Raw genomic sequence first — 19535 nt, 5'->3', positions numbered from 1 at the left:
CCGCCTCGGCGGGGAACTGTGGGGTCATGACGACACAGCTCGGACTCCCCGAAGACATCCAGGCCTGTCTCTTCGATCTCGACGGGGTGGTCACCAGAACGGCGGTGGTGCACGCCGCCGCGTGGAAGGCGACCTTCGACGCCTTCCTGCGCGAGCGTGACGGATCGGACTTCCGCCCCTTCTCCGATTCCGACTACGCCCAATTCGTCGACGGCCGCCCCCGGGCCGACGGCGTCCGCGCCTTCCTCGCCTCCCGAGGCATCGAGCTCCCCGAGGGCACACCCGACGATCCACCGGACACGCGGAGTGTCAACGGTGTCGGCAACCGCAAGAACGAGCTCCTTCTGGAAAAGATCCGTACCGACGGTGTGGAACCGTACGAGGGCACGCTGCGCTACATCGACGCGGTCCGTGCCGCCGGGCTCGCCACCGCGATCGTCTCCTCCAGCGCCAACACCCGCGACGTGTTGCACTCCATCGCGGCCGAGCAGCTGTTCGACGTACGGATCGACGGCGTGGTGGCCCGAGAACGGAAACTGCCGGGCAAACCGCACCCCGACACCTTCCTGGCCGCCGCCCGGGACCTCGGCGTGGAGCCCTCCAAGGCCGCCGTCTTCGAGGACGCACTGGCCGGAATGGACGCGGGCAGGTCCGGGCACTTCGGCTTCGTCGTCGGCGTCGACCGCGTCGGGCAGACCGACGCGCTGTACACCCACGGCGCCGACCTCGTCGTCAAGGACCTCGCCGAGCTGGGAGGCAACGCGTGATCACCAACCGGACGTACACCGTGGAGCCCTGGCGCGTGCGCGAGACGGCTCTCGACCTCGATCTCCTGGCACAGAGCGAATCCGTCTTCGCCCTGTCCAACGGACACGTCGGCTGGCGCGGCAACCTCGACGAGGGCGAACCTCACGGCCTGCCCGGCAGCTACCTCAACGGCGTGTACGAACTGCACCCGCTGCCCTACGCCGAGGCGGGCTACGGCTACCCCGAGTCGGGTCAGACCGTCATCAACGTCACCAACGGAAAGCTGCTGCGTCTGCTGGTGGACGACGAGCCCTTCGACCTGCGCTACGGGCGGCTCAGCAAGCACGAACGCACTCTGGACTTCAGGCGCGGTGTGCTGGAGCGGAGTTGCGAGTGGACCTCCCCGGCAGGTACGACCGTCCGGGTCCGTTCCACCCGCCTCGTCTCCCTCACCCAGCGCGCCATCGCCGCCGTGCAGTACGAGGTGGAGCCCGTCGACAGCCGGACCAGGGTGGTCATCCAGTCGGAGCTGGTCACCAACGAGAGTCTGCCCTCGTCCGACGGCGACCCGCGGACGGCGAAGGCGTTGCAGTCCCCGCTGGAGCCGGAGGAGGACCAGGCCGTCGGGTCGCGGCTGCGTCTGGTCCACCGCACCCGGCGCAGCGGCCTCAGGGTCGCCGTGGCAGCCGACCACGTCGTGGACGCCCCCGGGGAGATCACCACCAGCAGCGAGAGCAACACGGACGTCGCGCGCCTGACCATCACCTCCGTCCTGGACCCGGGACAGCGGCTGCGGGTGCAGAAGACCGTCGCCCACGGCTGGTCGGGGGCCCGCTCCCGGCCCGCGATGAGCGATCAGGTCGAGGCCGCACTGGCTGCCGCCGCGCACGGCGGCTGGGACGAACTGGTGGCCCAGCAGCAGGCCTACCTCGATGACTTCTGGGCACGTGCCGACGTCGAGGTGCACGGCGACGAGGAGATCCAGCAGGCCGTCCGCTTCGCCCTCTTCCATGTGCTCCAGGCCGGTGCCCGCGCCGAGCAGCGGGCGATCCCGGCCAAGGGGCTGACCGGTTCGGGGTACGACGGCCACGCCTTCTGGGACACCGAGATGTTCGTGCTGCCCCTCCTTTCCTACACCGAGCCCAAGGCGGTCGCCGAGGCGCTTCGCTGGCGGCAGGCCACCCTGCCCGCCGCCCGGGACCGGGCCACGCAGCTCGGACTGCGCGGTGCCGCGTTCCCGTGGCGGACCATCGACGGCTCGGAGGGCTCCGCGTACTGGCCGGCCGGCACCGCCGCCTTCCACGTGGCCGCCGACATCGCGCACGCCGCGGTGCGCCACACCGCGGTGACCGGCGACACCGCCTTCGAACGCGAGACCGCCCTGGAACTCCTCGTGGAAACAGCGCGGTTGTGGCGCTCCCTGGGCCATCACGACCCTCACGGCGTGTTCCACATCGACGGCATCACGGGGCCGGACGAGTACAGCGCCGTCGTGGACGACAACACGTACACCAACCTGATGGCCCGCTCCAATCTCCTCGCCGCGGCCGATGTGTGCGAACGCCACCCGGAGGACGCGGCCCGGCTGGGTGTGGACGAGGAGGAGAGCGCCACCTGGAGGGACGCCGCCGAGGCCATGCACATCCCGTACAACGAGGAGATCGGTGTGCACGAGCAGCACGCCGGCTTCACCCACCACCAACGCTGGGATTTCGCGAACACACGCGCCGACCAGTACCCGCTGATGCTCCATTTCCCCTACTTCGACATCTACCGGAAGCAGGTGATCAAGCAATCCGACCTCGTGCTGGCCATGTACACCTGCGGCAGCTGGTTCGAAAGCCATTGCGACGACGACCAGTTGGCCGCGAACTTCGCCTACTACGAGCCGCTGACCGTACGGGACTCCTCCCTGTCCGCGTGCTGCCAGGCCGTTGTCGCCGCCCGGACCGGGCATCTGCGGCTGGCCTACGACTACACCGCCGAGGCCGCACTGATGGACCTGGCCGACCTGGAGCACAACACCCGCGACGGACTGCACATCGCCTCGCTGGCCGGTACATGGATGGCGCTGGTCGCCGGATTCGGCGGCACCCGACGGGACGGGGACAGCCTGCGCTTCGCGCCCCGACTGCCCGAGAAGTTCAGCCGCCTGGCCTTCCGGCTCCAGTTCCGCGGCCGGTGCCTCCAGGTGGAGATCAAGCCGGACCGGGCAACGTACTCGCTACTGCTCGGCGATCCCCTGACGATCCACCACCACGGCACGGAGGCGCACGTGAACGGTGAGGGGCCCGTCACCCTGACGATCACCCCGCCGAAGCGGCGGCCCACGCCCGAACAACCACTGCACCGCCGTCCGGGCGCCACCGACCGGCCGGGCCCCGAGCAGAGGTGAGACGGAGCCACTGACCGGGCTCACCGGACAGTCGCCCGGGCGGCCCCGGGGCCCGGCCACCCCGGGGCGGCTGCCGCTTGGCGGCCACGAAGCCCACTGGCGAGCGGGTCTGCGGTGACCGGCGTCTCAGGTGCGCGGAAAGGAAGTCTTCGATCTCTGGCGGCTGCGCAGTCACGGACTGAGCCTGCCGGAGCCTCTTGACATCACGGACGAGGAACTGCGGTCCGCAGTGCACTCACTGCACCCCCTCCTGACCGAGGTGCGGCCGGGGTGGTTCAGCGTGGCCAGCTGATCGCTCGGGCGGAGGTACGGCCGGGCGAAGGCGCGCCCGAGCACCCGGCGCACCTTGCCCAGTCCATAGCCGTGAGCCACACCGTGCCGTGCGATCAGGGGTGTGACGCCGCGCTCGCCCCGATCCGCGACGCACCCTCAACCGTTCAGGACGCCCACGGCCATCCGCTGGTCCAACGACGAGGCCCCGGCGCCTCGTAGCGCCTCCGGTGGTGGGAGGCGCCGGAGTCAGGGCGTGCCGGCGGTCTCGTGCGCCGTCGCCGTGCTGCCGCGCTCGATGAGGTCGGGCAGGGCCACCCGCACGGTGCGCGGCGGACCGCCGTCGAGCAGGGTGGTCAGCTCCCGTGCCGCCAGCCGGCCGAAGGCGACCGGGTCGCGGGAGAGTGCGGTGAGCCATGGAGCGGTCAGCCGGCACAGCGCCGAGTCCTCCCAGGACACCACCGACACATCGCCCGGGACCCGGACCCCCAGCCCGGTCGCCACGGCCACTCCGGCCGCCGCCATTACATCGTTGTCGTAGATCAGCGCGGTCGGCGGGTCGGGCCGCTCCAGGACCCGGCGGGTGGCGGCGGCGCCCTCGGTGTCGGAGTAGTCCGTGGTCACCGAGTGCGCCCCGGTCAGGCCGCGCCGGTCTGCTTCCAGGCGCAGCGAGCGGATGCGGCGGTCGGTGTGCGCGAGTGAGGGCAGGCCGGCGATGTGGACGATGCGTCGGTGCCCCAGCTCGTACAGACGGCCCACGATCGCCGCCATCGCGCCCGCGTCGTCGGCGCGGACCTGGGAGAGGCCGGGGTGGGGGCCGGTGTCGGTGCCGGGGAGGGCACCGATGATGACGCCGGGGAGGCCCAGTTCGTCGAGGAGGGAGACGCGGGGGTCGTCCGTGCGCGGGTCCACGACGAGCACGCCGTCTACCCGGTGTTCGGCCCACCAGCGCCGGTATACCCCGCACTCGTCGTCCACGCCGTCCACGACCTGGAAGAGCAGGCCCAGATGACGCTCGGACAGCACCTCCTGGATGCCGGAGATCAACTGGAGGAAGAACGAGTCCACGCCGAGGTTGGCCGCCGGGCGCGCCACGACGAGGCCGACGGTGGCCGAGCCCTCGCCGGACAGGGCGCGGGCGGCGGCGCTCGGGCGCCAGCCCAGCTGTTCGGCGACGCGCCGCACCCGGGCGCGGGTGACCTCGGAGACACCCGGACGGTCGTTGAGCGCGAAGGAGACGGCGCTCTCCGAGACACCGGCCCGCTGGGCGATGTCCTTCATGGTCGGCCGCTTCGGAGCCACCCGTGCCTCACTTTCTGCCTCGCCCGGGGGTACTGACGGGCAGTCGGACCCGGTCGCCCCCGGGCATCGTAGAGCTTCCCCCACCGTTTGGTCGAGAGGTGAAGCTCAACCGACTAATGCGCTTGAGCTGAACCAAGCTAAAGCGCATTAGTGAGCAGCCGTCAATAGCACCTCCCAAGCCTTTGACCTGCACTGACGCAACGAGGGGAGATTACGTTCCGGTGAATGTATTGACTTTGAGCACAGGCGCATTGCAGGGTCTGTCGGGCGAACGCGGCCCGCCGGGTCAGGGACCCCGGGGCCACGGTTCGCGCGCCTGGTCCGAGCGAAGGAGCCATTCACCGTGCACATCTCCCGCAGAGCAGTCGCCGCTGCCGCCGTCCTCGCCACAGTCCTGCCACTGAGCGCCTGCGGCGGGGGATCCGGCTCGGACTCATCCGATGCCTCGGGCAAGGTCGAAGGGAAGATCACCTTCCAGACCTGGAACCTCCAGGCGAACTTCAAGGACTACTTCAACGGGGTGATCGCGGACTTCGAGAAGAAGTACCCGGGCACCGAGGTGAAGTGGGTCGACCGCCCCGGCGAGGGCTACGCGGATAAGATCAGCGCGGACGCGGCCGGCGGCACCCTGCCCGACGTCGTCAACGTCTCGCCGGACCTGGTGGCGCCGCTGGCCAAGGCCGGTATCGCCCTCGACCTCGACAAGGCCGCGCCGAAGTACCGCAAGGAGTACCTGGACGGCGCCTGGAAGAGCCACCAGATACCCGGCACAGAGGGCACGTTCGCCTTCCCCTGGTACCTCAACACCGGGCCGATGTTCTACAACAAGCGACTTTTCAAGGACGCCGGCCTCGACCCGGCGAAGCCGCCGACCACCTATGACGAGGTGTTCGCGGCCGGCCTGAAGCTGGCCGAGAAGAGCCACGGCAAGGTCGCCACCCTCGCCAACGTCCCCACCATCGAGGACTTCGGCCGGTACGGCGGGCAGCTGATGAACAAGGAGGGCACGGGCTTCGCCTTCAACGACGCGAAGGGCGTCGAACTCCTCACGCATTACAAGGAGTTGTACGACGCCAAGGCGCTCGACCCGCAGGCGCTGACCGCGACCCCCGAGTCCTCGGGCCACAAGTTCCTCACCGAGTCCGTGGCGATGAACCCGGGCAGCGCGCTGGACCTGGCCAACTTCAAGAAGCAGGCCCCGAGCCTGTACAAGAACATCGGGATCACCGACCAGGTGAGCAGTACCGGCAAGGCCAACATGTACGTCATGGGCGTCATGGTGAACGCGCAGTCCAAGCGCAAGCCCGCCGCCGTGGCCTTCGCCCACTACGTGACCGACGCGACCCGCCAGATGGAGTTCGCCAAGCAGGTCGCCATCTTCCCGAGCACCGCCGGCTCGCTCGACGACCCGTACTTCACCAAGGAGGACGGGACGGACGAGACCCGCGTCCGCGTCGCCGCCGCGAAGTCCCTGAAGACGGCCGTCAACTACACCCCGGTGCTGTTCAGCGAGCAGATGAAGACCGAGCTGCGCAACCAGATCGCCAAGGCGCTGCAAGGGAAGCAGAGCCCCAAGGAAGCTCTTGACAACGCTGTCAAGGCGTGTGACCGGCTGTTGCAGCAGAGCTGAGCCCTCCCGTGAAATCCCCCTCCCCCACCGCTGCGGCGGGCCGGCCCGCCGGCTGGATCCGCCGCCACTTGCCCCTCAGCCCCTGGCTGTTCGCCGCGCCCGGTCTGATCGTGGTCGGCGCCTTCAGCCTCTACCCGTTCTTCAGCACGCTGGTGAACTCCTTCACCGACCGGCGGACGCTGGTCCCCGGCTCGTTCGTCGGCCTGGCGAACTTCCGGGAGCTGCTGCACGACGAGATGTTCTGGACCGGCCTGCGGAACAGCGTGCTGTACGTCGTGGGCGTCGTCCCCGCACTGGTCATCCTGCCGCTGCTGCTGGCGATGCTCGTCCAGCGGCACATCCCCGGCATCACCTTCTTCAGGTCGGCCTTCTACACCCCGGTCGTCGCGTCCATCGTGGTCGTCGGCCTGATCTGGGTGTGGATGCTGGACGACCGCGGGCTGGTCAACGCGGTCCTGGAGGCGGTCGGCATCGGCAAGGTCGGCTTCCTCAGCGACCAGTGGCTGCTCCTGGGCAGCGCGATGACGGTCACGGTCTGGAAGGGCCTCGGCTACTACATGATCATCTACCTGGCTGCCCTCGCGAACGTACCGAGGGAACTGCACGAGGCCGCGTCCGTGGACGGTGCCGGTGCCGTACGCCGCTTCTTCACGGTCACCGTGCCCGCGATCCGGTCCACGATGGTGCTGGTAGCGGCGCTCTCCTCGGTCTCCGCCTTCAAGGTGTTCTCCGAGGTCTACCTGATGGCCGGCCCGTCCGGCGGACCCGCGGGCGAGGACACCACCCTGGTGATGCTCGTCCAGCGGGTCGGCACCGGGCTGAGCGGGCGGGTCGGTTACGCCTCCGCCATCTCGGTGGTCATCTTCGTCGTCACCGTCGGCCTGATGCTGCTGGTGCTGCGCGCCGACCGCAAGGAGGACGCGTGAGCTTCCTGAAGACCACCGACGCCGAGGGCCGGCGGGTCCCCGTCTGGCAGCTCGTGCTGCGCTACGTGCTGCTGCTGGCAGTCCTCGCGCTGACCGTCGGGCCGTTCCTGTGGCAGCTGTCGACCTCGTTGAAGGGCCCGAACGAGGACATCTTCAGCTCCCCTCCGAAGTTCTTCCCCAGCGATCCGACGCTGGACAACTACAGCCGGGTCGCGGACACGATCCCGGTCTGGGACTACGCGCTGAACTCCCTGAAGGTCGCCTCCGCCAACGTGGTCACCAACTGCGTCGGCTCGGCGCTCGCGGGGTACGCCCTGGCGAGGCTCCGCTACCGGGGGCGCAGGGCCGCGACGCTGGCGTTCATCCTCGCCATGCTCGTACCCGTGGAGGGCATCATCATCGCCCAGTTCACCACCATGCGTGACCTGGGGCTGAACAACACCCTGCTCGGTGTGCTGCTGCCGGGGTCGGTCGGCGCGATGAACGTCCTGCTGATGCGCAACGCGTTCCTCAACCTTCCCGTGGAGATCGAGGAAGCGGCTTTCGTGGACGGGGCCAACGTCTGGCAGCGCTTCCTGCGGATCGCGCTGCCCTCCGTCAAGGGCACCCTCGCCGTCGTCGCGATCTTCGCCTTCATGGGCTCGTGGGACGACTTCCTGTGGCCGCTGATCGTCCTCAGCGACCCGGAGAACTTCACCCTGACCATCGGCCTGAACTACCTGCACGGCACCTTCGCCAACGACGAACGGCTCGTCGCGGCGGGCACGATCATCGCCGTGCTGCCCCTCATCATCCTCTTCGCGGGGCTGCAGCGCTTCTTCTTCCGGGGCGTCGGCGAAGGCGCCGTCAAGGGCTGACCCGGACCGCCCCCTCGCACCACAAGAACCAGGACTCCTGTTCCGTATGAGCACCTCCCCCCTGCGTTTCGGCGCCAACTACACGCCCAGCCAAGGCTGGTTCCACCACTGGCTGGACTTCGACCTCGACGCCGTACGAGCCGACCTCGACTCGATCGCCGAGCTCGGCCTCGACCACATCCGGGTCTTCCCGCTCTGGCCGCTCTTCCAGCCCAACCGCACCCTGATCCGCCCGAGCGCCGTCGAGCAGCTCGTGCGGCTCGCCGACGCCGCCGCCGAACGCGGCCTCGACGTCAACGTCGACGGGCTCCAGGGCCACCTGTCGAGCTTCGACTTCCTGCCCGCCTGGACCGGTACGTGGCACCGGCGCAACCTCTTCACCGACCCGGACGTCCTCTCCGGGCAGGCCGAGTACCTGCGCACCCTGGCCGCCGCCCTCGCCGACCGACCGCATTTCATCGGGATGACCCTGGGCAACGAGATCAACCAGTTCTCCGGCGACCCGCACCCCGACCCCGACCGCATCACGCCCGAGCAGGCGGACGCCTGGCTGACCCGGATGCTGGCGGCCTGCGAGGAGGGGGCGCCGGGCAAGCTCCACCTGCACGCCGAGTACGACGCCGCCTGGTACCAGGACGACCACGCCTTCACCCCGGCGCAGGCCGCACGCAAGGGCGCCGTCACCGCCGTGCACTCCTGGGTCTTCAACGGCACCGCCCAGCGCCACGGCCGTACCGGCACTGCCACCGAGCACCACGCCGCCTACCTCATCGAACTCTCCAAGGCGTGGGCGCTCGACCCGCACCGGCCGGTCTGGCTCCAGGAGGTCGGCGCGCCCGCTCCGCTGATCCCCGCCGAGCACGCCGCCGCGTTCACCGAGGCGACCGTGGCCAACGCCCTGGACTGCGAGGACGTATGGGGCGTCACCTGGTGGTGCTCCCACGACGTGTCCCGCTCGCTGGCCGACTTCCCGGAGCTGGAGTACAGCCTCGGGCTGCTGACCAACGACCGCCGGATCAAGCCGGCCGGCCGGACCATCGCCCGTGTCGTCCAGGAGCAGCGCGACCGCGCCCACCGGCCCGCGCCCCGGACCACGGCACTCGTCGTCGACACCGGGGACGACGAGACCGCGCCCCGCCGCTCCGTCTGCGCCCCCGGCGGCGCGGTCTTCGAAGCCTTCGTCCGGCTCACCGCCGACGGCGTCCGCCCCACCACCGTCCTCGCGAGCAGGGCGTCCGACCATGACCACCTGGTGGCCCGGGGCATCACGAAGGTCGTCACGCCCGAAGAGGTCCGCTGACCCCGCGTCACCCCGCACCGCACCGGAATCGAACCCGCACGATACGGAGCACACCATGACCCAGTCCCCGCGGCGCCCGTCCGCACCCAACCGCCGCACCGTGGTTCTCGCCGGAGCCGGATCCGCGGCCGCTCTGCTCATCCCCGGCCTGGCCACGACCGCCCACGCCGCAGCGCCCGCCGCTGTCCGGCCCTGCGCCTCGTACTGGTTTCCCGACTCGCTGCCCACCGGCACGCCCGGCGACGGCATCATCTGGCGCAGCCTGAAGGCGTGGCGCCCCGAGGCCGACCCGGACCTGCCGTTCAACACCGCGTCCGTGCCGCTCGCCGACCGCTTCACCCCGGTTCCGGCCAACACCACGGCCCGGACCGACCAGGCGCGGATCACCTCCTTGGTGGCGTTCGGGAACACCGCGGGCAATCCGTCCCAGGGCTCGGCCACCGCCGACTACTACGCCCTGAACCACTGGGCGTACATCGACGAACTGGTCTTCTGGGGCGGCTCGGCCGGCGAGGGGCTGATCCTCGCGCCGAACGCCCCGGTCGTCGACGCCGCCCACCGCCACGGGGTGCCCGTCCTCGGGACCGTGTTCCTGCCGCCCGTGCACCACGGCGGCGACCTCCGGTGGACCCGCGACCTCGTCCAGCGCGACGCGGCCGGGCGCTTCCCGCTCGCCGCGAAGCTGGTGGAGGCGGCGGTGGCGCATGGCTTCGACGGCTGGTTCCTCAATGCCGAGACCGAGGGCGGGGACGCCGCGCTCGGCGCCGAGATGCTCGCCTTCGTCACCGAGCTGCGGGCGCGCAGTGACGCGGCGGGGCTGCGTATCACCTGGTACGACGCGATGACGGTCCGGGGCGAGGTCGGCTGGCAGGGCGCGCTCAACGCCGAGAACACCGCGCTGTTCCGGGAGGCGGACTCGATGTTCGTCGACTTCCGCTGGACGCCCGCGTCGCTCGTGTCCTCCGCGGCGAACGCCGAAGCCGCCGGTCGCAGCCGGTACGCCCTGTGGGCGGGTGTGGACGTGGAGTCCAAGGGATGGGAGGCGCCCGTCGACTGGGACGCGATCATCCCGACCGACCGCCCGCACACCGTCGGCTACGGTTTCTACCGGCCGGAGTGGACCCGCAGCCATCTTCCGGAGGACCGTACGCCCGCTCAGTTCCACGCCGCCGACCAGCGGTTCTGGACCGGGCGGTCCCTGGACCCGGCCCGGCCGGACCGTACGGACGGCTGGCGCGCCCCCGCGACTGCGGTGGCCGACCGCTCGACCGTGGACCGGCTGCCGTTCGCCACGACGTTCAACACCGGCCACGGGCTGCGCTGGTACGAGGACGGCCGGGTCGCCTCGGACGCCGAGTGGAACCACCTCGGGGTCCAGGACCGGCTGCCGGGCCGCCGCTGGGTCGTCCGCACCGAAGGCCGGCGCCCGTTCGTGGGCTTCGACTTCGAGGATGCCTGGCGCGGGGGCAGCAGCCTCCTGGTCGCCGGGGAGCCGGGCGCCCCGGTCACCGTCGATCTCCATCGCACCCGGCTGCCGCTGTCCCGGCGCACGGTGGTGGAGCTGACGCACCGCACCGACGCGGGCTCGGGCCCGGTCGCCGTCGAGCTCGCCGTCGCCCTGCACGAGCCGGACCGGCCGGGCGGCCCGGTGGCGTACACGTACGTCCCGGCGGGCGAACTCCGGGCGGGAGGCAGCGGCTGGACCACGTCCACGCTGCGGCTGAACTCCCTCGCCGGTAAGGCCGGTACGGTCCACGCCCTCGGTGTACGCCTCACGGCGGCCGGTGCGGTGCGCTGGCGGCTCGGCGCCGTGGCCGTCCGGGACCGGGCCGAGACGCCCGCCGCGCCGTCGGGGCTCCGCGTCACCGCAGCGTCCCGGGGCGCCGGCGGCACGGACCTGCGCCTGCGCTGGCACCGCTCCCCCGGGGCGCCGCGCCACTACGAGCTGCACCGCGTCCTGCCCGACGGCACCCGGCGCTTCCTGGGCGCCACCGCCTCCACCGCGTTCTTCGTGCCCGGTCTGCGCCGGGAACCGGGCGAGAAAGCCGCTCGTTTCCAGGTCAGGGCTGTTGGCGAGCTGTACACGACCTCCGGCACCGCCTCCACCGCGCACCGCTGGTAACCCCCCACCCGACCCACCACTCACAACGGAGTCCCCCTCATGCACGACGACCGCAGCCTGGTCGAAGCCCGTCTCAAGCGCGTCCTCGACGAGCGCATCCGCCCCGCCGTATACCCGGAGTCCGTCCCGCTGGATGTCGCCGTGTGGAACGCGCCTGGCGAGCCCGTCCCCGTCGCGGAAGGCCTGGCGGGGCCCACCGAGCCGATCGCGGTCGGCGACCGGTGGGGCGCTCCGTGGGGCACGTCCTGGTTCAGGGTCTCCGGCACGGTGCCGGAGGCGTGGGCGGGCCGGACCGTGGAGGCGCTGCTCGACCTCGGCTTCGACGAGAACATGCCGGGCTTCCAGTGCGAGGGCCTGGTCTACCGCCCCGACGGCACCCCGGTGAAGGGCCTCAACCCGCGCAACCAGTGGGTGCGGGTGGGCGCCCCGGTGGCGGGCGGCGAGAAGGTGCTGCTGCACATCGAGGCGGCGTCCAACCCGGTGATCCTCGACTACCACCCGTTCCTTCCGACACAGCTGGGTGACAAGGAAACCGCCGGCAGCGAGCCGCAGTACACGCTGGCCCGGATGGACCTCGCCGTCTTCGACGAGGACGTGTGGAACCTGGTCCAGGACCTGGAGGTGCTGGGCGAGCTGATGCAGGAGCTGCCCGTGGAGGGCGCCCGCCGCTGGGACGTCCTGCGCGCTGTCGGCCGGGCGCTGGACGCGGTCGACCTCCAGGACGTGGGCGGGACGGCGGCCGCGGCCCGCGTGGAGCTGGCCGCGGTCCTCGCGACGCCCGCCGCGCCCTCCGCGCACCGCATCAGCGCGGTCGGCCACGCCCACATCGACTCCGCCTGGCTGTGGCCGCTGCGTGAGACGGTCCGCAAGGTGGCCCGTACGACGTCGAACATGACCGCCCTCCTGGAGGACGAGCCGGACTTCGTCTTCGCGATGTCGCAGGCACAGCAGTTCGCCTGGATCAAGGAGCACCGCCCCGAGGTCTACGCGAAGGTCAAGGCCGCCGTCGCGGAGGGCAGGTTCGTGCCGTCCGGCGGCATGTGGGTCGAGTCCGACACGAACATGCCGGGCTCCGAGGCGATGGCCCGGCAGTTCGTGCACGGCAAGCGGTTCTTCCTCGACGAGTTCGGCATCGAGAACGACGAGGCGTGGCTGCCCGACACCTTCGGATTCGCGGCCGGGCTGCCCCAGATCATCAAGGCCGCGGGCTCCAAGTGGCTGCTCACGCAGAAGATCTCGTGGAGCCAGACCAACAAGTTCCCGCACCACACCTTCAACTGGGAGGGCATCGACGGCACCCGGATCTTCACGCACTTCCCGCCCGTCGACACATACAACTGCTCGATGAAGGGCAGCGAGATCGCCCACGCGGCGACCAACTTCAAGGACAAGGGCGTCGCCCAGCACTCGCTGGCGCCGACCGGCTGGGGTGACGGCGGCGGCGGCACCACTCGCGAGATGATCGCCAAGGCGGCCCGGCTGCGGAGCCTGGAGGGCTCGGCGACAGTGACCTGGGAGACCCCCGCGGACTTCTTCACCAAGGCCGAGGCCGAGTACACCAACCCTCCGGTGTGGGTCGGCGAGCTCTACCTGGAGCTGCACCGCGCGACGCTCACCAGCCAGGCGAAGACGAAGCAGGGCAACCGCCGGAGCGAGCACCTGCTCCGCGAGGCCGAATTGTGGGCCGCCACCGCCGCTGTGCGCACCGGCTTCGCGTACCCGTACGAGCAGCTGGACCGGATCTGGAAGACGGTGCTGCTGCACCAGTTCCACGACATCCTGCCCGGCTCCTCGATCGCCTGGGTGCACCGGGAGGCCGAGAAGACGTACGCGGCCGTCGCCGAGGAACTGACCGGCATCATCGACGCCGCGCAGCGCGCGCTCGCCGGTGACCCGGCGGGCGGACGGGCCCTCGTGTTCAACGCCGCGCCGCACGCCCGCGGCGGCGTCCCCGCCGGCGCGGCGGCCACCGCCGCGACGGGCGGGACCACCCGGTCCGCCCCGCGCGAGGGCGGCGGCCACGTGCTCGACAACGGCCTGCTCCGGGTGGAGGTCGACGGCCGGGGCCTCGTCGTCTCCGCGTACGACATCGCCGCGGACCGCGAGACCGTCGCTCCGGGCGCGGCCGCGAACCTGCTCCAGATCCACCCGGACTTCCCGAACATGTGGGACGCGTGGGACGTCGACGCGTTCTACCGCAACACGGTCACGGACCTGACGGACGTGGACGAACTGGCCCCGGTGGAGAACGGCGTGCGGATCGTCCGCAGCTTCGGGGACTCGAAGGTGACCCAGCTGCTTACCCTGGAGCCGGGCGCCAAGCGGCTCGACATCGCCACCGAGGTCGACTGGCACGAGACGGAGAAGTTCCTGAAGGCCGCGTTCCCGCTGGACGTGCACGCCGAGCGGTATGCCTCGGAGACCCAGTTCGGGCACTTCTACCGGCCAACGCACACGAACACCAGCTGGGAGGCAGCCAAGTTCGAGGCGTGCAACCACCGCTTCGTCCACCTGGAGGAGCCCGGCTGGGGCGTCGCCCTCGTCAACGACTCGACGTACGGCCACGACGTCACGCGCACCGTCCGGGGCACGGACGCGGGGACGACCACCACCGTGCGGGTCTCGCTGCTGCGCGCGCCGCGCTTCCCCGACCCGGAGACCGACCAGGGCGTGCACCGCTTCCGGCACGCGCTGGTGCCCGGAGCGGCGATCGGTGACGCGGTCCGCGAGGGGTTCCGGGTGAATCTGCCGGAGCGCCGGATCAGCGGTGAGCACGAGGTGGCACCGCTGGTGGGTGTCGACAACGACGCGGTCGTGGTCAGCGCGGTGAAACTGGCGGACGACGGGAGCGGTGACGTCGTCGTACGGCTCTACGAGTCGACGGGCGGCCGTGCGAAGGTGAGCCTGGCCACCGGCTTCCGGGTCACGGACGTCGTGGCGACCGACCTGCTGGAGCGGCCGCTGACCGATGCCCCGGTGCCCGAGAGCGACGGCGAGGGCGTGCGGTTGTCGCTGCGCCCGTTCGAGCTGGTGACGCTGCGTCTGACGCGCGGCTGACGCCGGGATGCGTGGGCCGCCGCCCCCGGTGCCGTGGGCATCGGGGGCGGCGGCGTGTACGACGGGCCCGGGGCGAGCCTGCCGTATCCGTCAGTCGGGCAGGTTGCCGTCACCGCCGAGGTTGGCGACCATACGGCGCAGGACGTCGATGGTGGTCGCGAAGTCGGCGGTGTCGACGCCTTCGTGCACCTGCTGATGGACGCGAAGGTTGCGCTCCCTCGCCCGGAGCCGCCCCTCTTCGCCCTCCTCGGTCAACGTCATGAGCCCCGCGTCCTCCGTCAGCCAGCCTCGGTCGACGAGGTCGTCGAAGACACCGTCGAAGTCGGTCCCGCGGTCGTCCCACGTCGTCAGCCGCTCGGTCAACGTCGCACGGCTCCACCCCCCCGGCGCCCCCGCCACGTGGTTGAGCGTCCACCAGTGCGGCTGGGTGAGGTCCTCCACCGCCAGCTGCTCGCGCAGGGCCCCCACCACCAGCCGGGACGCCATGCCGGCCCACGCCCCGATGGGCTGAGCTGCCAGCTCCCGCTGTGAGTACTCCTTGAGCGTCAGGCTCATGTGCCCCTCCTCGTGATCAACGGAACACGGCCAACCTAGAAGCTCAAGTTCAGTTGAGGTCAAGGCGCGGACCGGCTCGCGCTCCACGATCCGGCGGCAGTCGAAGCGGGGGTGCGGCGACCCTTGTCAATATCCAGAATCCTGTTTACTGTTCCCTACGTGAACGCCTTCGACGAGCGCTTCCTTACGCGCAACGGACTGGCCGCCCGCCAGCTCGCGGTCCTGCTGCTCAACCATGAGCCGGACACGCGACTTCCCCGGGTGCGGGACTACGCGGAGGAATTGGGCTGCGGAAACGGCACGGTCCAGGCGGCCCTGCAGCTGCTGGAGGAGTCCGGCGCCATCAGGACGACCGCCCGGGGGCACCTCGGCACCTTCCTCGCCCACTCGGACCGCTCCATACTCTGGCGGCTCTCCGGGCTCGGGACGCTGCTTGCGGCGATGCCCCTCCCGTACTCCCGCCGGTACGAGGGCCTGGCCACTGGACTCCGCGGCGCCTTCGAGAAGGCGGGCGCGCCCTTCGCGATCACGTTCATGCGAGGCGCCGGGGCCCGTACCGCGGCCCTGCTCGAAGGCAAGGTCGACCTCGTCGTCCTGTCCCGCTTCGCCGCCGACGAACTGATCGCCGAGCATCCGGTGGAGCTGGTGGCGGATCTGGGACCGGCCACCTACGTCGGGGCGCACGGCATGCTCCTGCGCCACGGCGTGGACCTCGACACCCCGGGCCTGCGGGTCGCGGTCGACCACGCGTCGGAGGATCTGCGCATGCTGGTCGACCTGGTCTTTGCCGGGCGCCCGGACGTCCAGCGGCTGGAGGCTTCGTACATGCAGCTGCCCGACCTCTTCGCCCGCGAAGAGGTCGACGCCACCGTCTGGAACCTGGACGAGGTGCAGGACCGGCTCGGGTTCGGTGTCGACGTCCTTCCACTGGGTGACGAGGTCACCCGCGAACTGTCGCTGCGCAACTCAAGCGCGGCCGTCATCGGGCGGACCGAAGGGGCCAAGGCCCTGGCCGCCGTCCGGGACTCCCTGGATCTGTCACTGATCACCTCGCTCCAGCGCGAGGTGATCGAGGGCACGCGCCTGCCCTCGTACTGACCCCCGGCCGAGGGGCCGGCCGGAAACAGGACGAAGGTCCTGCGAGGGCGGGACCTTCGCCCCCATCAAAATACAGAATCCTGGTTACTGTCGATTTTAGGAGGACCGCCATGGACGACCAGCTGGCCCTGCGGATTCAGCTCTTCCGCGAAGGCGGACAGATCAAGCCCGAGGTCGCCGACTTCGTCACGGCCGAGCTGGCCGCCCTGGAGGTGGAGGGCAACACCGTGACCGAGGCGACCGCGGGCATGCTCACCAGTCACCTGATGATGGCGCTCACCCGGCTCCTGAACGACGAGGCCATCGAGCAGTTCCTCACCGACGACCAGGTCGCCGCCGAACTGGCCGGACACCCCGAGGCCGTCGAGCGCGCCCGTGCCGTCGCCGAGCGCGCCCGGCACGAACTCGGGGCCGCCCTCCCGGAGTCCGAGGTGAACTTCCTCGGCATGCACCTCGCGGTACTGGCGCAGCAGACACCCGCCGCCCCCTCCGCCTGAACCACCCCGTCCCCACCATCCGGAAAGAAGCAGGACATGACGAAGATCCTCGCCGGCGGCGTCGGCAAGACCGAGGTCACCCAGACCATCAAGCAGCTCGGCATCGAGGGCCTGGAGATCACCGCCTCCAGCGACATGGACGCCGCGATGAAGCTGCGCGTCGCCCAGGCCGACTACTACCTGGGCACCTGTCACACGGGCGCCGGTGCCTCACTCGGCGTTCTCGTCGGTCTGATGGGCAGCGCCGTCTGCCACACCTTCGGCCGCACCGTCCCCACTGAGGAGCAGATCACCGCCCTGCTGGACGAGGGCAAGAAGGTCTTCGGCTTCTCGATGGACCAGATCGACACCATCGCTCCCCTCATGGCGCGCGCCATCGCCGCCCGCGGCTGACTCCAGCCACCCGCTCTGATCATCCCGGGCACGAAGGAGTGACCCCGTGAGTACGACCCTCGCAGCCGGTACGAGCCTCGATTTCTCGCTGGCCCAGCAACTGACCGTCATAGCCCTCTGTGCGCTGACCGCGTACATCTCTCACATGGCGCTGGCCGCCTTCAACGACGGCGTACGGCCGTTTCTCCTGGATTTCATCCAGGGGCGCACCACGCGCAGCGCGACGACGGCGGTCTCGTTCGGCCTCTCGGCCGGCTTCATCTTCGGGCTCGGCGCCCCGATGGCGCTGTCCACCGGTGTGCTGAACCCGTGGCTCCTCTTCCTGCCCACCGACATCCTCGGCATGCTGTCGCCGAAGAAGTGGCTCGCGCCGATCCTCGGTGGCGCCTGGGGCGCGGTCGTCGTCTTCGGGCTCAACGGCGCCAACAACGTGGCCCATGACCTCCCGGTCGACTTCATCACCGCCATGCAGCAGATGTCGACCCCGATCCTCTTCCTCTTCACGCTGTTCCCGGTGCTGGCCATCACCAAGCAGTTCGGGCGCAAGTGGGGCGGCATCGCGGGGCTGCTGGAGTTCGCCCTGGTCGTCATGACCATGAAGCTGTGGCCCAACATGTTCGCGGGCGCGCTGGCCATGGCCGTCGGTGTGCTGATGCTCATCGGTCTCGCCGTCGCCAAGGACCTCGCTCAGCGCAAGGCGGACAGGGCCGCGGGTGTGAGCGAACCCGTCATCGAGGGCGACGACCCGATGGCCTCCCTCTTCAGCGCCAGTGCGGCCCGGCTGCGCAGGTACCTGCCGCTGTTCATGGTGCTGGGCGCCGGAGTCTGTGTGCTCGCCCAGATGCACATATTCGGCGGCGGTGAGGCGACCAGCTTCCTGATCGCGAAGGGGCACTACTCCGAGGCGGCACAGGTCGACTTCTACCGCGTCTTCGGCTTCATCCCGCTGATCGCGACCACCGCGCTGGCCTCCGGCGCGTACGGCATCGCGGGCTTCACCCTCGTGTACCCCATCGGGTACCTGATGCCGAACCCGTTCCTCGCCGCGATCGTGGGCGCCCTGGTCTTCGCGGCCGAGGTGCTGGCCCTGTCCTACATCGGCAAGCTCCTCGGGCGGCTGCCCAGCGTCCGCGACTCCTCCGAGCACCTGCGCAGCGCGATCAGCGAGACGCTCCAGCTGGCGATCCTCTTCGGTTCGCTGATGGCGGCCAACGCCATGGGCGGCGGCCTGGGCATCCTCGTCGTCGGCGGGCTCTACCTGCTGAACGAGGCGATGGGCCGGCCGGTCGTCCGGATGGCCGCGGCACCGGCCGCGGTGATCGTCGGCGGCATCCTCCTCAACCTCCTGTACTGGATGGACCTGTTCACACCGATCAAGGGATAGCCCCACGCCCCTGGATCACGCAGGCCGACCCAAGAAGGACCCCCCACGATGAACAGCTCCGCCCCCGTGCTGCGTACCGTCCTCGGAGACATCGCCCCCGACTCGGTACGCGGCCCCGCCCTGGCCCATGAACACCTCGTCCTCGACCTCGACCACCGGGGCGACGGCGGCGCCGTGCTCGCCGCCGGCCGGCACACCGCCGCCGTCACCGCCGAACTCACCGCGCTCCGCGAGGAGTACGGACTCGCCCTGGTCGTCGAGCTGACCTGTCGCGGCATGGGCCGCGACGTGCGCGCCCTGGCCCGGATCTCCCGGGACGCCCAGGTCGCCGTCGTCGCCGCGACCGGCTGGTACTACGAGCCGTTCCACACCCCCGAGATCGACCGCGGCAGCGTCGGGGACCTCACCGCCACCCTCGTCCACGAGATCGAGGACGGCATCGCCACCACCGGCATCCGCCCCGGCGTGCTGGGCGAGATCGGCAGCCACGGGGACACCCCGACGCCGCCCGAGAGCAAGGTGCTCCGCGCCGCGGCACGGGCCGCCCTCTCCACCGGGCTCTCCGTCGCCACCCATGCCCAGCTCGGCCGCGGCGGCCTCGCCCAGCTGGAACTGCTCACCGGCGAGGGGCTGCCCCCGCACCGGATCTCGCTCGGCCACCAGGATCTGCTGGACGACCCTGCGGTGCACCGGGAGCTGGCCGCGAGCGGCGCGTACGTCGCCTTCGACACCGTCGGCAAGGACGCCTACCAGAGCGACGACACCCGGCTGCGGCTCCTGCTCGCCCTCCTGGAGGCGGGGCACGCCGACCGGGCCCTGCTCAGCTGCGACATCTCCCGCCACGGCTACCTCGCCTCCGAGGGGGGCCAGGGGTACGGCCACCTCTTCGGGAGCTTCCTGCCCAAGGTCCGTGCGGCAGGCGTGGACGACGACCTGATCGACCTGCTGACCCGCCGCAATCCGCTGCGCTTCCTCAGCGGCGCGAACGTGGAAGAGAGCTGA

Annotated in this window: 15 protein-coding genes and 1 pseudogene; 13 read left to right on the top strand and 3 right to left on the bottom strand. The window is 70.7% G+C overall.

Annotated elements, in window-relative coordinates:
* The first annotated feature begins 26 nt into the window (after positions 1 to 26).
* Both ACZ6C6_RS08210 and ACZ6C6_RS08205 read left to right on the top strand, forming a co-directional pair.
* Entirely contained in the window at positions 27 to 767 is a 741-nt protein-coding gene (locus ACZ6C6_RS08210; RefSeq protein WP_469200337.1) for a beta-phosphoglucomutase family hydrolase, read from the top strand.
* On the top strand, positions 764 to 3142 hold the full coding sequence (locus ACZ6C6_RS08205; RefSeq protein WP_469200335.1) for a glycoside hydrolase family 65 protein: 2379 nt from the start codon (positions 764 to 766) through the stop codon (positions 3140 to 3142). Before ACZ6C6_RS08210 ends, ACZ6C6_RS08205 begins: the two co-directional genes overlap by 4 nt.
* Positions 3143 to 3457: 315 nt before the next feature.
* On the opposite strand, the pseudogene ACZ6C6_RS08200 reads toward ACZ6C6_RS08205, so the two are convergent.
* Both ACZ6C6_RS08200 and ACZ6C6_RS08195 read right to left on the bottom strand, forming a co-directional pair.
* A pseudogene (locus ACZ6C6_RS08200) lies at positions 3458 to 3547 on the bottom strand (IS5/IS1182 family transposase); the annotation flags it as partial.
* Between the two features lie 114 nt (positions 3548 to 3661).
* Complete coding sequence (locus ACZ6C6_RS08195; RefSeq protein ID WP_469200333.1) at positions 3662 to 4693, bottom strand: LacI family DNA-binding transcriptional regulator; 1032 nt, start codon at positions 4691 to 4693, stop codon at positions 3662 to 3664.
* A 364-nt stretch (positions 4694 to 5057) separates the two neighbouring features.
* Between ACZ6C6_RS08195 and ACZ6C6_RS08190 the strand changes: the two genes are divergently transcribed.
* Genes ACZ6C6_RS08190 through ACZ6C6_RS08165 form a run of 6 tightly spaced genes read left to right on the top strand, consistent with a single transcriptional unit; the run spans position 5058 to position 14606 of the window.
* Positions 5058 to 6344 carry an ABC transporter substrate-binding protein gene (locus ACZ6C6_RS08190; protein WP_469200331.1) on the top strand — a complete coding sequence of 429 codons (1287 nt, stop codon included), beginning with the start codon at positions 5058 to 5060 and terminating at the stop codon, positions 6342 to 6344.
* Positions 6345 to 6352: 8 nt separating this feature from the next.
* Complete coding sequence (locus ACZ6C6_RS08185) at positions 6353 to 7270, top strand: carbohydrate ABC transporter permease (RefSeq protein ID WP_469200329.1); 918 nt, start codon at positions 6353 to 6355, stop codon at positions 7268 to 7270.
* Positions 7267 to 8127, top strand: a complete 861-nt coding sequence (locus ACZ6C6_RS08180; protein ID WP_018524349.1) for a carbohydrate ABC transporter permease — start codon at positions 7267 to 7269, stop codon at positions 8125 to 8127. Before ACZ6C6_RS08185 ends, ACZ6C6_RS08180 begins: the two co-directional genes overlap by 4 nt.
* 46 nt (positions 8128 to 8173) lie before the next feature.
* Positions 8174 to 9427, top strand: coding sequence for a glycoside hydrolase 5 family protein (locus ACZ6C6_RS08175; RefSeq protein ID WP_469200327.1), 1254 nt, complete (start codon positions 8174 to 8176; stop codon positions 9425 to 9427).
* A 55-nt stretch (positions 9428 to 9482) separates the two neighbouring features.
* Entirely contained in the window at positions 9483 to 11549 is a 2067-nt protein-coding gene (locus ACZ6C6_RS08170; protein WP_469200325.1) for an endo-beta-N-acetylglucosaminidase, read from the top strand.
* A 39-nt stretch (positions 11550 to 11588) separates the two neighbouring features.
* On the top strand, positions 11589 to 14606 hold the full coding sequence (locus ACZ6C6_RS08165) for an alpha-mannosidase (RefSeq protein ID WP_469200323.1): 3018 nt from the start codon (positions 11589 to 11591) through the stop codon (positions 14604 to 14606).
* 90 nt (positions 14607 to 14696) lie between these two features.
* On the opposite strand, the gene ACZ6C6_RS08160 is transcribed toward ACZ6C6_RS08165, so the two are convergent.
* Positions 14697 to 15161, bottom strand: coding sequence for a MarR family winged helix-turn-helix transcriptional regulator (locus ACZ6C6_RS08160; protein ID WP_469200321.1), 465 nt, complete (start codon positions 15159 to 15161; stop codon positions 14697 to 14699).
* A gap of 159 nt (positions 15162 to 15320) precedes the next feature.
* On the opposite strand from ACZ6C6_RS08160, the gene yhfZ reads away from it, so the two are divergent.
* The 5 genes from yhfZ to ACZ6C6_RS08135 all read left to right on the top strand — a co-directional run bounded on the left by yhfZ (position 15321) and on the right by ACZ6C6_RS08135 (position 19535).
* Positions 15321 to 16259: a GntR family transcriptional regulator YhfZ gene (gene yhfZ / locus ACZ6C6_RS08155; RefSeq protein ID WP_469200319.1), complete on the top strand. Its 939-nt coding sequence runs from the start codon at positions 15321 to 15323 to the stop codon at positions 16257 to 16259.
* Positions 16260 to 16369: 110 nt separating this feature from the next.
* Complete coding sequence (locus ACZ6C6_RS08150; RefSeq protein WP_469200317.1) at positions 16370 to 16756, top strand: transcriptional antiterminator; 387 nt, start codon at positions 16370 to 16372, stop codon at positions 16754 to 16756.
* A 36-nt stretch (positions 16757 to 16792) separates the two neighbouring features.
* A complete protein-coding gene (locus ACZ6C6_RS08145; protein ID WP_469200315.1) occupies positions 16793 to 17149 on the top strand; it encodes a DUF2620 domain-containing protein in 357 nt (118 codons plus the stop codon).
* Between the two features lie 46 nt (positions 17150 to 17195).
* The gene (locus ACZ6C6_RS08140; RefSeq protein WP_469200313.1) at positions 17196 to 18533 is read left to right on the top strand and encodes a YhfT family protein; all 1338 of its coding nucleotides are present in this window, start codon (positions 17196 to 17198) and stop codon (positions 18531 to 18533) included.
* Between the two features lie 48 nt (positions 18534 to 18581).
* The gene (locus ACZ6C6_RS08135) at positions 18582 to 19535 is read left to right on the top strand and encodes a phosphotriesterase family protein (RefSeq protein WP_469200312.1); all 954 of its coding nucleotides are present in this window, start codon (positions 18582 to 18584) and stop codon (positions 19533 to 19535) included.

The organism is Streptomyces sp. NPDC041814 (assembly GCF_055590565.1).
Note: the sequence above shows the minus strand (reverse complement) of the source record. Positions and strands in the feature narration are given on the sequence as shown.